Source organism: Mesorhizobium sp. P170090 (assembly GCF_057786115.1).
Genome location: NZ_JBYNWH010000001.1, coordinates 256,287 through 269,313, shown reverse-complemented (window position 1 = coordinate 269,313; position 13,027 = coordinate 256,287). Strand labels below are relative to the sequence as shown.

Sequence of the window (13,027 nt, the reverse complement as noted above, 5' to 3'; positions counted from 1 at the left end):
TAAACGAGGAGCCTTGCCCGTGTCAACCGCAAGCGTGCTGGATAGAGGCCGAGAATGGCTTTGGCCATCAAATATCCGCCATCTCGGCTCCACGCCATTGCGCGGCCGAAGGCGGGCTGGAATGGTGCGGCACCCGCAAGCCGATTTGGAGACCTCTATGCGCCTGTTGTTTGTGTCCGCGAGCCTTGCCGTTATGGCAGCCGCCTCCATCGCGCAGGCGCAGGAATGCGACCGCAACGACGACAGCCAGCAGATGATGAACATCTGCGCCGGCGAGGACTATCGGGCCGCCGATGCCAAGCTCAACCAGGCCTACAAGGATCTCGTCGGTCGCAACGACGACAAGGGCAGGAAGCTGCTGCAGGTCGCGCAACGCGCCTGGATCGCCTTCCGCGACGCCGAATGCGCCTATACGACGACAGACAGCGAAGGCGGCTCCATCCATCCGATGGAGGTTTCACAATGCCTGACCGAACTGACGGACCAGCGCATCAAACAGCTCACCGCGGGCGCCAATTGTAGGGAAGGCGATGCGAGTTGCGCCAGCCCCGACGAGGACGGGGATCTGAACGACGAGCTGCAATAGGCTCGAGCCACGCCCTCGCGCAAAGTGCCGGAATGGCTTAGCTACGGCGGCTGATGCGCGTGAAATGGCCCATCTTGCGGCCTGGGCGCGCTTCCGCCTTGCCGTAGAGATGCAGCATCAGATCGGGCTCGGCGAGCAAAGCGGGTACGCGCAGCACATCGTCGCCGATCAGGTTTTCCATGATGCAGTTTGAATGCCGGCCAGGGTTGCCCAGCGGCAGGCCGGCAATGGCGCGGATATGCTGCTCGAATTGCGAAACGATGCAGGCGGCTTCCGTCCAGTGGCCGGAATTGTGCACGCGCGGCGCCATTTCGTTGGCCAGCAGCGTGCCATCGGCAAGAACGAAGAACTCGACGCCGATGACGCCGACATAGTCGAGGGCCGACAGGATTTTCGCCGCCGCCCCCTGTGCCGTCGCCGCCGTCTCCAGCCTGATCTGGGCCGGCAGGGTCGAGGTATGCAGGATGCCGTCGCGGTGGACGTTCTCAGCCGGATCGTAGGCGGCGACCGCGCCGTCCAACCCGCGCGCGGCGATGACCGAGATTTCGCGCTCGAAAGCGACGAAGGATTCGAGGATCAGCGGCACATTGCCCATGGTCTCGCATGTGCCGGCAAAGCCGCCCGTCTCCATGTTGCGGAAGACGCGCTGGCCCTTGCCGTCATAGCCCATGCGGCGGGTTTTCAAGATGCCGCTGCCACCGAACTCTCTCAGCGCCGCCGTCAGCTCGTCGTCATTGTCGACGGAGCGGAAATCCGCTGTCCTGATGCCGATGCTGTTAAGGAATAGCTTCTCCGCCACCCGGTCCTGGGCGACTTCCAACGCCCTGGGCGGCGGATAGACCGGGACCTTGGCGGCGAGCGCGCCGGCAGCCGCTACCGGCACATTCTCGAATTCGTAGGTGACGACGGCGCTGACTGCCGCCAGTTCGGCAAGGGCGTCCGCATCGTCATAGGCGGCGGTGATCTGGCGGTTGGCGACCTGAGCCGCCGGGCAATCGGCCTGCGGTTCGAGGATAATTGTGCGGTAGCCGAGGCGCGCTGCGGCGACAGCCAGCATGCGGCCGAGCTGGCCGCCGCCGATGATGCCGATGCTCGATCCCGCGGGCAGGCTCACGGCGCGTCCGTCGGTTCGGTGGCGACCCTGGCGGTTTGGGCGGCGCGCCAGGCATCCAGGCGGGCGGCAAGTTCTTCGTCGTTCAGCGCCAGCACGGCGGCCGCCAGAAGGGCGGCGTTGGCCGCACCCGCCTTGCCGATGGCAAGCGTGCCGACCGGAATGCCGGCCGGCATCTGGACGATGGAGAGCAGCGAATCCTGGCCGGACAGCGCCTTCGATTCGACCGGCACGCCGAACACCGGCAGCGGCGTCATCGCCGCCGTCATGCCGGGCAGGTGGGCGGCGCCGCCGGCGCCGGCGATGATCACCTTGTAGCCGGCCGCCTTGGCGCCCTTGGCGAAATCATAGAGGCGGTCCGGGGTGCGGTGGGCGGAGACGATCAGCCGCTTGTGCGGAATGCCCAGCGCCTCCAGCGTTTCGGCGGCGTGGCGCATCGTCGCCCAGTCGGACTGGCTGCCCATGATGATGGCGACGTCGGCGCGGTGGTCGGTCAAGCGCATGCTCCCGGCGGTAAAGGCGCGCCTTAGCGGAATTCGGGCGAAGCCGCAAGGATGGCGGCCGCCGCAGCCTAGTCCGGCCAGCGCAGGGCGCCGGATGAATCCTTTCGCGGCTGTCTCATCGCATCCGCCGGCCTGTCGGCCGCGGTGAGCACGGCGCGGAGGCGTTCGGCGACGATCTCGGCCTCGCCTGGGTGCAGGTTGCAGGGGTCGAGGAAGAAATGGCCACGCTCGACCTCGTGGTTGCGCACGATGATGGGCGGCGATTCGGCCGCCAATGCCGAGGCGAGGCCGGCGGCACTGAAGCGGCTTTCGGGGGAGACGAAGATCTGCAGCCGGTCGAGCGGATTGGCGGTCGGGTCGGGAATGATGTTTGCGACGATGCCGGGTATTCCCTGCAGCGAATCCCTCCACAGATGGAGCGCCGCTTCCTCGCGTCGGCGGATGCCGGCATGGTCGCGCTTTTCCCAGGCTTCGAGCGCCGCCATCGTGCCGGCGATGCTTTCCTTGCCGACCTTCATGGCGCGGGCGACGCCACGGTTTTGCAGATAGGCGGCGCGGACGAGATCCTTGCGGCCGGCGACGATGCCGCTGGTCGGCCCCGAAAGGAATTTGTGGCCGCTATAGACGACGATGTCGGCGCCGCGCGCCAGGAAGCTGCGCAGGTCATATTCGGAAGCCGCGTCGACGATCACCGGCACGCCCCTGGCGTGGCAGATATCGCAGAATTCCTCAAGGGAAAGCATGCCGTATTGCACGGTGTGGTGCGCCACGACGTAGAGCGCCGCCGCCGTGCGCTCGTTGATAGCCTCGCGCACATGATAATCCTGCGTGACGCTGACCGTGCCGGCCGGAATGACCTTGGCGCCGGCGACGCGGATCGACTGGTCGATCGGTGCGCCGTAATTGACGATATGGCCAAGCTGGATGACGACTTCGGACTTCAGGCCTTCGGTATCGTCGGGCAGCCGTTCGATCGCCAGCAAATTGGTGCCGGTCATCGCCCCGGCGATCGCCATTGTGATGCCTGAGGCGCAGCAGGCGGTGATGAAGCCGGCCTCGCCGCCGGTGAGGCGGGCGGTGATCACGCTTGCGGCGCGCTGCAGATCGTCCATCTCCACCCATTGCGAGGCGATCTCGGCCATGGCGCTGATCGCCTCGGGAACGATGATCGAGGCGCCGAGCGTCGTCATCGTGCCGGAGACGTTGATGATCGGCCGCAGTCCCAGCCGTTCACGGATCGTGGTGTTGGAGCCGGTGTCGGAATAGGTTTTCATGTTCAGCAATCCCTTGACGGTCAGGCGGCGATCTCGACGACCGCTTCGATTTCGACGGTGATGTTTCCAGGCAGCGAGCCGACCCCGATCGCCGAGCGGGCATGGCCGCCGATCTTGTCGAAGACGCTGGCGAACAGGTCCGAGCAGCCATTGACCACTTTCGGGTGGTCGCTGAAGGTCGGCGTCGCATTGACGAAGCCGAGCAATTTGACGACGCGCACGATGCGGCCGAGATCGCCGGCGGCGGCGTGCATGACGGCGAGCAGGTTGAGGCCGGTGAGGCGGGCATGCTCATAGGCCTGCTCGACGGTGACGTCCTCGCCGACCTTGCCGGTGCACAGCGTGCCGTCGGCGCGCAGCGGCCCTTGACCCGAAAGAAAGATCAGCCGGCCGCTTTCCGCATGGGTGACGAAATTGGCGATCGGCGTCGGCGGCTCGGGCAGCGTTAGGCCGAGCTCGGCGAGCCGGATGTAAGGCGTCATGGAAGAATTCTCCTTGGGCCGGCCTGTTGTTTTACGCAATTCCCAAGGGAAAGCGCTTCGCGCTTTTCCCGGGAAAACCGCTTACACTTTTCCTGGAATTGCTTTGGGCCGCCCATGTCAGAAATGCGAGGCGCGGAACCGCGCCAGGAAAGAGCGCAGGCGCTCATTGGTGGTCTCTTCGGCAAGGATCTCCTTCGGCGGGCCAACAGCGCTGACACCGCCATCGGCCATGAAGACAATGCGGCTCGAAGCGTCGCGGGCAAAGGCCATCTCGTGCGTGACCATCACCATTGTCATGCCGTCTTCGGCCAGGCTGCGCACAACGGCCAGCACCTCGCCGACCAATTCGGGATCGAGCGCGGAGGTGATCTCGTCGAGCAGCAGGATCTTCGGCTCCATGGCGACTGCCCGCGCTATGCCGACGCGCTGCTGCTGGCCCCCGGAGAGTTCCGCCGGCAGGCTGTCGGCCTTGTGGGCGAGGCCGACGCGGCTCAGCCAATGCTCGGCGATCTGGCGCGCCTCGGCCTTGCTCTTGCCGCGCACCTTGGTGAGGCCGAGCATGATGTTGCCGGCGGCGGTGAGGTGCGGAAACAGGTTGAAGCTCTGGAACACCATGCCGGTTTCGGCGCGCATATTGGCAAGGTCGCGCTCGCTGCGCTTGGCAAGGTCGCGCTCGCTGCGCCGCTGGCGCGCGCCGGCCTCACGAAAACCGACCTCCTTGCCGTCGATGCGGATCGAGCCTGAGTCGTAGCTTTCGAGAAAGTTGACGCAGCGCAGCAGGGTGGTTTTGCCGCTGCCGGAAGGGCCGATGACGGTGACCACCTCGCCCCTGTCCACCTTGAGGCTGACCGAGCGAAGCACCTCGACCGAACCAAAGGCTTTCGAGACCCCGGCAATGTCGAGAAGGGCAGCATTGTCGTTCGAGCTTGTGGCCATCGTGCTAGTCCCGGATGAAGGCAAAGCGCCGTTCCAGCCGCCGGCTGGCGTAGGAAAGCGCATAGTTGACGGCGAAATAGATCAAGGCGCCGAGGATGTAGAGCGGCATCGCCTCATAGGTGCGGCCGATGACCTGGTTGATCGCCTGCATCAGGTCGGTGATGCCGAGCAGCGAGACCAGGGCGCTGCCCTTGACCGCATCGGTGACGCCGTTGATCCAGGGCGGCAGGAAGCGCCGGAAGGCCTGCGGAAAGATGACGTAGGTGAGCCGCTGGCGAAAAGTCAGCCCAATCGCCATCGCCGCCTCGGACTGCCCTTTGGGAATGGAGCCGACGGCGCCGCGGAGATACTCAATGACCTGCGCGGTCTTGAACAAGGTGAGCGCCAACACCGCCGCCGAGAAGGATTGCAGATGCAGGCCGATGGCCGGCAGGCCGTAATAGACGAAGAACATCAGCACCAGGATCGGGATGCCGCGGATGGTGTCGGAGAAGATGCGCACGGCCCAGCGCACCGGCGCCGGGCCGTAGACCAGGCCGACGCCGAGCGCGACGCCGGCAATCAGCGACAGCACCACGACCAGCAGCGAGACCCACAAGGTGATGGCGAAGCCCTGGGCGAGGAACGGTACGGCGTAGAGGATCTGGCTCAGCATGTCAGCGCGCAGCCCTGAACCGGCGTTCGACCAGCCGCAGCCCGAAGAGCAGGGTGTAACCGGTCACCAGGTACATCGCCGTCGTCACCAGATAGACCTCGACAATGCGGAAGGTGTTGAAGTTGATCCACTGGGCGCCGAAGGTAAGCTCGGGCACCGAGATGACCGATGCGATGGACGTGTCCTTGAACAGCGAGATGAAGGTGTTGGACAGCGCCGGCAGCGTGATGCGCAGCATGGTCGGCAGGCGCACATGAACCAGCCGCTGCCAGGGCGTCAGGCCGATGGCTTTGCCGGCATCGAGCTGGCCGCGCGGCACGGCTTCCAGGCCGGAGCGGAACACCTCGACCAGATAGGCGCCGCTATAGACCGACAGCGTCAGCACGAACGAGGTCGGCGCGTCGTAGGCGACGTCGATCACCGTCGGCAGGCCGTAGAAGACAAGATAGACGAGCAGGATCAGCGGCACGTTGCGGATGAATTCGACGTAAGCCGCAATGATGGCGCGCACCACGCGTCCGGCCGAGACATACCAGACCGCCAGCACCAGGCCGATGACGACGCCGATGGCAATCGAAATCACGGCAAGCTCGAGGCTGAGCAGAAGGCCGCCCCACAGCTTGTCGAAATGGCGCCAGATCAGGTTGAAGTTGAGCGTATAGCCCATGCGTCTCCCGCAATAACCAAGGGGATGCGAACTAGAAGGCGGAAGGGCTAACCCTTCCGCCAGCACTTGTCAGACAACCGGGAAACCGGGATGGCGGGCCGGCGGCTCTTGGCCGAAATAGTCCTTGAAGGCGGCGTCGTAGAGTGCGGTCTCATGGCCGAACATGGCGATGGTGAAGGTCTGGTTGACGAAGGTCAGCCAGTCCAGGTCGCCCTGCCTGACCGCCGCGCCGTAGAGCATCGAGTACCAGCTCTTGCCGGCATCGAAATATTTGTCGGGGTTGCGCGAGGCCAGCCAGCGCACGGTTGAAAGATCGACAGCGGCGGCATCGGCGCGTTTCGATTCCAGTGCCTGCAGCACATTGGCCTGGGTGTCGATCTGCAGCACCTGCGCCTCCGGCAGGGCGTAATGGACCGAGCTTTCGGCATCGACATTCTGCAGGATCGAGATGCGCGTCGCCGAACCACCGGCGAGCAGCTTGTCGAAGGTCTTGTTTTCCGCCGTCGGCAGCGTCAGCAGGGCGACGCCCTCGACATAGTATGGCCTGGAGAAGTGGATCAGCTGCGAGCGCTGCGCGGTCATGGTCATGAACTGGATGGTAATGTCGACCTTGTTGGTGGTGACATTGGGGATGCGCTGCGCCGGATCCTGCATGACGAACTCGACCTTGCTCGGATCGTCGAACAGACCCTTGGCCAGGATGCGTCCCATGGTGATGTCCATGCCGACCAGCTCGCCGGCATCGTTTTCGAAATGCCATGGCGCGTTGGTGCTGCCGGTGCCGACGATCAGCTTTCCGCGGTCAAGCGCGGTGCGCAGAACGCTGTCGGATGCGGCTTGTGCCGCCGCCTTTTCGGCGCTGACAGCGGTCATCACGCCCGCCGTTGCAAGCCCGGCCATGCCTAGTTTCAGAAAATCTCGCTTGGATGCGTCGTTCACTGCGACCTCCTGTTGTTTGAGTTCCCCTTACAGACACACGTGTCGCCGACCTGATTGTCTCTTACAATAGACACATGTATCCTATACAAGACAGATACTAACATCAGGAATCAGTTATGCAAGACAGCAATGGACTCACGGATCGGGCGGAGCTTGGTCCAGCCGGGAGCCCGACGCCCGACAAGACCTCCGGCTCGCGCGAGAAGGGCCTCAACCGGGTGCTGGAGATCCTGGACTTCCTGCATGTTACGCAGCGCGCCATCGGCATTGGCGATCTCGCCAAGGGGGTGAATGCGCCGCGCTCCACCACCTATACGCTGGTGCGTTCGCTGGTCGATGCGGGTCTCCTGGAGATGGAGGGCGACGGCAACCGGGTCTATTTCGGCAAGAAGCTCTACCTCTATGGAATGGACTATGTCAGGGGCAACGACCTGCTTAGGCGGGGCCGGCAGGAGGTCGACAATCTGTCGCGCGAGACCGGCGAGACCTCCGAATTGTGCATGCTGCAAAGCGGGCGCTATACCATCGTCCATTCCAGCCCCGGCACCAGGCCGTTCCGCATCAGCTCGGCCACCGGCCTGCAGATCCCGCTGCCATGGACGGCATCGGGGCGGCTGCTTCTGGCCGGATTGGAAAGGGCCGCCATCCAGGACATGGTCTCGGAAGACGACCTTTTGCTGCCCGACGGCCGCAGGCTGCAGTTCGACGACTTCGTTGCCGATATCGCGACGGCCAGAACGACCGGCTATTGCATCACTTCGGGGCTGGTCGACGCCTACACCAAATGCCTGGCCGCCCCTGTCTTCGCGGCCGCCGGCAAGGTCGAGGCGACGATGTGCCTGGTGGTGCCGATCGACACTTCAGCGGAGAAGACCGACGAATTGCTGACGTTGCTGCGCCATCGCGCGGCGCGGCTGTCGATAGCGGGGTGAGCAGTTAGGCCCCGAGGCCGTCGGCTAAGCGATGATGTCCGGAATGATCTTGTCTTCCAGCGCCATCAGCCGGTCCTTGAGGAAAAGCTTCTTCTTCTTCATGCGCTGGATCTGCAAGGGGTCGCAGCCCATGGCGATCATCGCATTGATGGCCGCGTCGAAATCGGCATGCTCCTGCTTCAGGCGGGAAAATTCGAGGCGGACATCGGCCTTTTCCTGGTCGGACATTCTCTACCGTCTGCATGTCTGCGGCGCCCGGCAATGGGCATGATTGGGCGGGGGCGGCATCAATTGCCGCCGGCGCGCAGCCAATATCACATATCACATTGTCGTGGAATGCTACCACGCAGCATTCGACATCGCAGCCGGATGGTGGCAGACTGTCATGGTGCCGTCACAGATGCGACCTGCGGTGGACGTGCCTTTGACGGCTGCAATCGAGGAAACCATGAAAGGGAGAACCAATCATGTCTCTTGCATCCCATCTTGATGAGTTGCAGCGGAAACACGGTGATATCGAACGCGAGATCGACGATGCGATGAACCATCCATCGGTCGACGACCTCGAAATCGTGAATCTGAAGCGACGCAAGCTGGCACTCAAGGACGAGATTGAAAAACTGAAGGCGAAACCGACGAGACACTGACGCCCTTCCAGGATTAGACGCGCCGCCTTGGCGCGTGACTATCGCTCCGGTGGCGACATGCCGCCGGAGGCCTGTTTTTGCTACTAATTCCCATACTGTTGGCCGGCGAAACCCGTCTGTGGGGTCGCCGCGCTGCTGCGATTTGGCGGCTCTGCTTGTCTGTCGCCATTGACAAGCCATCTTTGCTCCTCCACCTCATGCCCGAACCTCAGCGCTATGCGCTGATAGCTGATTGAGCGTGCGTCGACGTGGACGTGTGTCGCTCGGGTGATCAAGAGGCTGCCGGCATGACCGGGTATTTTTCCTCCCCCTTTGCGCGCCGGACATCGGTCGGCGTCGATGTCGGCGGCGTGGTCGTCGGCGGCGGCGCGCCGGTCGTCGTGCAGTCGATGACCAACACCGACACGGCCGATATCGACCAGACCGTCGCGCAGGTTGCGGCTTTGCATCGCGCTGGCTCCGAGATCGTGCGCATCACCGTCGATCGTGACGAGAGCGCCGCCGCCGTGCCGCGCATCCGCGAACGGCTCGAGCGGCTCGGCATCAATGTGCCGCTGGTCGGCGACTTCCACTATATCGGGCACAAGCTGCTGGCCGACCATCCAGCCTGCGCCGAGGCGCTGGCCAAATACCGCATCAATCCCGGCAATGTCGGCTTCAAGGACAAGAAGGACCGCCAGTTCGCAGCGATCGTCGAAATGGCGATCAGATACGACAAGCCGGTGCGCATCGGCGTCAATTGGGGGTCGCTCGATCAGGAGTTGCTCACCCGGCTGATGGACGAGAACCAGAGCCAAGGCTTCCCGCTGACGGCGCAGGAAGTAACCCGCGAGGCGATCGTGCAGTCGGCCATCCTGTCGGCCGAAATGGCCGAAGAGATAGGCCTCGCCCGCGAAAAGATCATCCTGTCGGCCAAGGTCAGCGGCGTGCAGGATTTGATCGCGGTCTATACCGAGCTTGCCACGCGTTCCAACCATGCGCTGCATCTTGGCCTCACCGAAGCCGGCATGGGATCCAAGGGCATCGTCGCCTCGTCGGCTGCCATGGGCATCCTCTTGCAGCAAGGCATTGGCGACACCATCCGCATCTCGCTGACGCCGGAGCCGAATGGCGATCGCACGCGTGAGGTGCAGGTCTCGCAGGAACTGCTGCAGACCATGGGCTTCCGTCAGTTCGTGCCGATCGTCGCCGCTTGCCCCGGCTGCGGTCGCACGACCTCCACCGTGTTCCAGGAGCTCGCCCAGAACATCCAGGCCGATTTGCGCAAGAACATGCCGGTCTGGCGGGAGAAATATCCCGGCGTCGAGAACCTCAAGGTCGCGGTGATGGGCTGCATCGTCAACGGCCCCGGCGAATCCAAGCACGCCGATATCGGCATATCGCTGCCCGGCACCGGCGAGACGCCGACCGCACCCGTCTTCGTCGACGGCAAGAAGTCGGCGACGCTGCGCGGTCCGTCGATCGCCGCCGATTTCGAGAAGATGGTTGCCGACTATATCGAGCAGCGGTTTGGCCAACACGGCAAGGCTGCGGCCGAATAAGCCATGCGGGGGCTGCTCAAAGCCGGTGTGATCCTGCTCTGCGGGCTGGGTGCCGGACAGGCGCTCGCCGATCCACCGCAATCGCGCTCGGCGGCGAAACGATTGATTGGCCGTGTCTGTGACCTGATCGAGACGCATGCCGAGCGGAACGGCCTGCCGAAGGATTACTTCGCCCGGCTGATCTGGAAAGAAAGCCGCTTCGATCCCAATGCGGTTAGCCCGGTCGGTGCCGAAGGGATCGCCCAGTTCATGCCGGGCACCGCCAAGATGCGCGGGCTGGCCGATCCTTTCGACATCGACCAGGCGATCCCGGCTTCGGCGAAATATCTCGCCGAAATGAAGACCGGCTTCGGCAATCTCGGCCTGGCGGCGGCTGCCTACAATGCCGGCGAGAGCCGGGTTTCGCGCTGGCTGGGTTCCGGCGGTTTCCTGCCCATGGAGACCGAGAGCTACGTCTTCGACATCATGGGCGAACCGGCCGACAAGTTCTCCGACAGCGCCTACGCCGGAACGATCGAGCCGCTCGACGCGAAAACCAGCTTTGCCGTCGCCTGCCGCAAGCTGCCGGTGATCATGTCCAGAACCGTGGCGATGGCCTCGATCAATGTGAAGCCATGGGGCGTCCAGGTGGCCGGCAATTTCCGCAGGGGAGCTGCGATCAATCAGTGGCTGCGGGTCAGGAGCCGGTTTCCGGCGCTGCTGTCCGGTCGTGACCCGGTGGTCAGCCGGGTGCGCACGCCGATCGGCCGACGCGGCATCTACGCCGTCAGGATCGGTGTCGACGACCGTGCCGCCGCCAACGTCATCTGCCAGAAACTGCAAAGCGTCGGCGGCGCCTGTATCGTCGTGCGCAACCGATAGGCCGAGGGGGCGACATGACGGCCAAAATCGTCCTGCTCAATGGCGTCGGCAGCGCCGGCAAAAGCTCGATCGCCAGGGCGCTGCAAACGATCGCCACTGAACGGTTCCTGCATGTCCAGATGGATGCTTTCATCGACATGCTGCCGCCGGCGCTGCAGGATCATGCCGACGGGTTTTCCTTTGAGACGGTGCTGGAAGACGGCAGGCCGTCGGTGGTGATCAGGAGCGGACCGGTCGGCGCACGAACCATGCGCGGCATGCGCCATGCCATCGCCGCCATGGCCGGGCAAGGCAACAATCTCATTGTCGACGACGTGATCTTCGATGAAGAGATAGCGGAGTATGTCGAGTTGCTGTCGAGCTTTGACCTGCATCTGGTCGGCGTCATGGCGCCGCTGGAGGTGCTGGAAGCGCGCGAGGCCGCGCGCGCCGACAGGCTGCCTGGCCTGGCGCGCTGGCAATATGGACGCGTCCACAAGGGCATGGACTACGACCTCGAAGTCGACACCAGCCGGCTGACGCCGCTTGAATGCGCCCGTCGCATCCAGGAAAGATTCCGACTATAGTGGCCGGTGTTCTTTTGTTGCAATCATGGCTCTTCCAATCGCCCAAAAGCGATAGTCACCCGTCATGTGCAGGGTCGTGGCGATTAAATATTAATGAGCCCTGCTGTAGGTCGATATCTCGACGAGAGCTTTTGCGATCGTCAAAAAGGCGGGGCATGGGGGCGGTGGCAAATTTCCTTAGACGCGTTGTAAGTGAACTTGAAACGCCGCGCGCCAAACGGCCGTTCGGTTCTGGCTGGCTGTCCGGCTCGATTGGCTTGCTTGCCGGGGTCACCGCCCTGCTGATGGTCATCGTGCTGCGCTACCCGTCGCTCACATCGATGCCGGATCTGGCCCCCATCCACCAGATGCTGTTCTTCAAGCCGGTGCTCTATTTCGTCCTCATCTCCGGCTATATCCTGGCGATCCTCAGCATGACGCTGCGCAGGCAAAAGACGCTCGGCGCGGCAGCGATGTTCACTGTGCTGCTGGCGTCGCTGGTCGGCATGCTTCCGGTGCGCCATCAACTGCACATCGAAGGGGTGTTCTTCGGGCTTGATTTCTTCATCCTGAACGCCCTGTTCATGGGTGTGCTGTTCGTTCCGCTCGAACGTCTTTTCGCGCGCAACAAGGATCAGACCGTGTTCCGCGACGAATGGCGCGAGGACCTGTTCTACTATCTGGTCTCATCGCTGCTGGTGCAGATTTTGACCTACCTGACCTTGGCGCCGTCCAACTTCGTCAATGCGCAGGGCGCCCTTGGTTCGGTGCGCGCCTGGGTCCACGACTTGCCGTGGCTGGTGCAACTGCTGGCGGTAATGTTCCTGACCGACTTTGCCCAGTATTGGGTGCATCGGGCCTTTCATCGCATTCCCTGGCTGTGGAAGTTCCATGCCGTGCACCATTCCGCCAAGTCGATGGACTGGATTGCCGGTGCGCGCATGCATTTCCTGGAAATCATCATGCTGCGCAGCCTGACGGCAACCCCGATGTTCGTGCTGGGGTTCGATGAATCGGCTATCCAGACGTATATTTTGATCGTCTACGTCTATTCGTCTTTCATCCATTCCAACATCGGGACCAGTTTCGGTCCAGTCGAAAAGATGCTGGTGTCGCCGCGTTACCACCACTGGCATCACGGCCTCGAGAAAGAAGCGATCGACGTAAATTTCGCCATCCATTTCCCGCTGCTCGACCGGCTGTTCGGTACCCACCATATGCCCGAAGGGCGCTGGCCGAACGGCTACGGCATTCACGGACATCCCGTTCCGAACGGATATTGGCAGCAATTCCTCTATCCCTTCCGGCGCGGCTAGACTGGAGTCCTTCGCGAAGCGCGCGTGTCACC

16 protein-coding genes are annotated in these 13,027 nt (G+C 63.4%); 7 read left to right on the top strand and 9 right to left on the bottom strand.

Annotated elements, in window-relative coordinates; genetic code table 11:
* The first annotated feature begins 157 nt into the window (after positions 1-157).
* Positions 158-586: a lysozyme inhibitor LprI family protein gene (locus tag AC3EML_RS01370; RefSeq protein WP_023684031.1), complete on the top strand. Its 429-nt coding sequence runs from the start codon at positions 158-160 to the stop codon at positions 584-586.
* A gap of 37 nt (positions 587-623) precedes the next feature.
* Here AC3EML_RS01370 and AC3EML_RS01365 read toward each other — a convergent pair whose 3' ends face one another.
* The 8 genes from AC3EML_RS01365 to AC3EML_RS01330 form a co-directional block, all read right to left on the bottom strand.
* Complete coding sequence (locus AC3EML_RS01365; RefSeq protein ID WP_023752879.1) at positions 624-1,700, bottom strand: 5-(carboxyamino)imidazole ribonucleotide synthase; 1,077 nt, start codon at positions 1,698-1,700, stop codon at positions 624-626.
* Positions 1,697-2,194: a 5-(carboxyamino)imidazole ribonucleotide mutase gene (gene purE, locus AC3EML_RS01360; RefSeq protein ID WP_023752880.1), complete on the bottom strand. Its 498-nt coding sequence runs from the start codon at positions 2,192-2,194 to the stop codon at positions 1,697-1,699. Before purE ends, AC3EML_RS01365 begins: the two co-directional genes overlap by 4 nt.
* A gap of 74 nt (positions 2,195-2,268) precedes the next feature.
* Complete coding sequence (locus AC3EML_RS01355; RefSeq protein WP_027050794.1) at positions 2,269-3,474, bottom strand: aminotransferase class V-fold PLP-dependent enzyme; 1,206 nt, start codon at positions 3,472-3,474, stop codon at positions 2,269-2,271.
* Between the two features lie 20 nt (positions 3,475-3,494).
* The gene (locus AC3EML_RS01350) at positions 3,495-3,956 is read right to left on the bottom strand and encodes a RidA family protein (protein ID WP_023673109.1); all 462 of its coding nucleotides are present in this window, start codon (positions 3,954-3,956) and stop codon (positions 3,495-3,497) included.
* Positions 3,957-4,073: 117 nt separating this feature from the next.
* A complete protein-coding gene (locus AC3EML_RS01345; protein WP_023698474.1) occupies positions 4,074-4,892 on the bottom strand; it encodes an amino acid ABC transporter ATP-binding protein in 819 nt (272 codons plus the stop codon).
* Positions 4,893-4,896: 4 nt separating this feature from the next.
* A complete protein-coding gene (locus tag AC3EML_RS01340; RefSeq protein WP_023754124.1) occupies positions 4,897-5,547 on the bottom strand; it encodes an amino acid ABC transporter permease in 651 nt (216 codons plus the stop codon).
* Between the two features lies 1 nt (position 5,548).
* A complete protein-coding gene (locus tag AC3EML_RS01335) occupies positions 5,549-6,214 on the bottom strand; it encodes an amino acid ABC transporter permease (protein WP_023693641.1) in 666 nt (221 codons plus the stop codon).
* 69 nt (positions 6,215-6,283) lie between these two features.
* Entirely contained in the window at positions 6,284-7,114 is an 831-nt protein-coding gene (locus AC3EML_RS01330) for a transporter substrate-binding protein (protein WP_023673105.1), read from the bottom strand.
* 155 nt (positions 7,115-7,269) lie between these two features.
* Here AC3EML_RS01330 and AC3EML_RS01325 point away from each other — a divergent pair, with 155 nt between their 5' ends.
* The gene (locus AC3EML_RS01325) at positions 7,270-8,085 is read left to right on the top strand and encodes an IclR family transcriptional regulator (protein ID WP_023698476.1); all 816 of its coding nucleotides are present in this window, start codon (positions 7,270-7,272) and stop codon (positions 8,083-8,085) included.
* A 24-nt stretch (positions 8,086-8,109) separates the two neighbouring features.
* Here AC3EML_RS01325 and AC3EML_RS01320 read toward each other — a convergent pair whose 3' ends face one another.
* On the bottom strand, positions 8,110-8,313 hold the full coding sequence (locus AC3EML_RS01320; protein ID WP_023673103.1) for a YdcH family protein: 204 nt from the start codon (positions 8,311-8,313) through the stop codon (positions 8,110-8,112).
* A 239-nt stretch (positions 8,314-8,552) separates the two neighbouring features.
* Between AC3EML_RS01320 and AC3EML_RS01315 the strand changes: the two genes are divergently transcribed.
* The 5 genes from AC3EML_RS01315 (at position 8,553) to AC3EML_RS01295 (ending at position 12,995) form a co-directional block, all read left to right on the top strand.
* A complete protein-coding gene (locus tag AC3EML_RS01315; RefSeq protein ID WP_023684024.1) occupies positions 8,553-8,732 on the top strand; it encodes a YdcH family protein in 180 nt (59 codons plus the stop codon).
* Between the two features lie 287 nt (positions 8,733-9,019).
* Entirely contained in the window at positions 9,020-10,273 is a 1,254-nt protein-coding gene (ispG, locus tag AC3EML_RS01310) for a flavodoxin-dependent (E)-4-hydroxy-3-methylbut-2-enyl-diphosphate synthase (RefSeq protein WP_023742770.1), read from the top strand.
* A 3-nt stretch (positions 10,274-10,276) separates the two neighbouring features.
* Complete coding sequence (locus tag AC3EML_RS01305) at positions 10,277-11,134, top strand: transglycosylase SLT domain-containing protein (RefSeq protein WP_352522058.1); 858 nt, start codon at positions 10,277-10,279, stop codon at positions 11,132-11,134.
* 14 nt (positions 11,135-11,148) lie between these two features.
* On the top strand, positions 11,149-11,700 hold the full coding sequence (locus AC3EML_RS01300) for a chloramphenicol phosphotransferase CPT family protein (RefSeq protein WP_352522059.1): 552 nt from the start codon (positions 11,149-11,151) through the stop codon (positions 11,698-11,700).
* Positions 11,700-12,995, top strand: coding sequence for a sterol desaturase family protein (locus AC3EML_RS01295; protein ID WP_352522060.1), 1,296 nt, complete (start codon positions 11,700-11,702; stop codon positions 12,993-12,995). Before AC3EML_RS01300 ends, AC3EML_RS01295 begins: the two co-directional genes overlap by 1 nt.
* The last annotated feature ends 32 nt before the right edge of the window (positions 12,996-13,027 follow it).

What these genes read in the sequence shown, in the direction of transcription:
- AC3EML_RS01370 (WP_023684031.1), top strand. Translation starts at nt 158, where the DNA reads ATGCGCCTGTTGTTTGTGTCCGCGAGCCTTGCCGTTATGGCAGCCGCC.
- AC3EML_RS01355 (WP_027050794.1), bottom strand. Translation starts at nt 3,474, where the DNA reads ATGAAAACCTATTCCGACACCGGCTCCAACACCACGATCCGTGAACGG.
- AC3EML_RS01350 (WP_023673109.1), bottom strand. Translation starts at nt 3,956, where the DNA reads ATGACGCCTTACATCCGGCTCGCCGAGCTCGGCCTAACGCTGCCCGAG.
- AC3EML_RS01345 (WP_023698474.1), bottom strand. Translation starts at nt 4,892, where the DNA reads ATGGCCACAAGCTCGAACGACAATGCTGCCCTTCTCGACATTGCCGGG.
- AC3EML_RS01340 (WP_023754124.1), bottom strand. Translation starts at nt 5,547, where the DNA reads ATGCTGAGCCAGATCCTCTACGCCGTACCGTTCCTCGCCCAGGGCTTC.
- AC3EML_RS01335 (WP_023693641.1), bottom strand. Translation starts at nt 6,214, where the DNA reads ATGGGCTATACGCTCAACTTCAACCTGATCTGGCGCCATTTCGACAAG.
- AC3EML_RS01330 (WP_023673105.1), bottom strand. Translation starts at nt 7,114, where the DNA reads ATGGCCGGGCTTGCAACGGCGGGCGTGATGACCGCTGTCAGCGCCGAA.
- AC3EML_RS01325 (WP_023698476.1), top strand. Translation starts at nt 7,270, where the DNA reads ATGCAAGACAGCAATGGACTCACGGATCGGGCGGAGCTTGGTCCAGCC.
- AC3EML_RS01320 (WP_023673103.1), bottom strand. Translation starts at nt 8,313, where the DNA reads ATGTCCGACCAGGAAAAGGCCGATGTCCGCCTCGAATTTTCCCGCCTG.
- AC3EML_RS01315 (WP_023684024.1), top strand. Translation starts at nt 8,553, where the DNA reads ATGTCTCTTGCATCCCATCTTGATGAGTTGCAGCGGAAACACGGTGAT.
- ispG (WP_023742770.1), top strand. Translation starts at nt 9,020, where the DNA reads ATGACCGGGTATTTTTCCTCCCCCTTTGCGCGCCGGACATCGGTCGGC.
- AC3EML_RS01305 (WP_352522058.1), top strand. Translation starts at nt 10,277, where the DNA reads ATGCGGGGGCTGCTCAAAGCCGGTGTGATCCTGCTCTGCGGGCTGGGT.
- AC3EML_RS01300 (WP_352522059.1), top strand. Translation starts at nt 11,149, where the DNA reads ATGACGGCCAAAATCGTCCTGCTCAATGGCGTCGGCAGCGCCGGCAAA.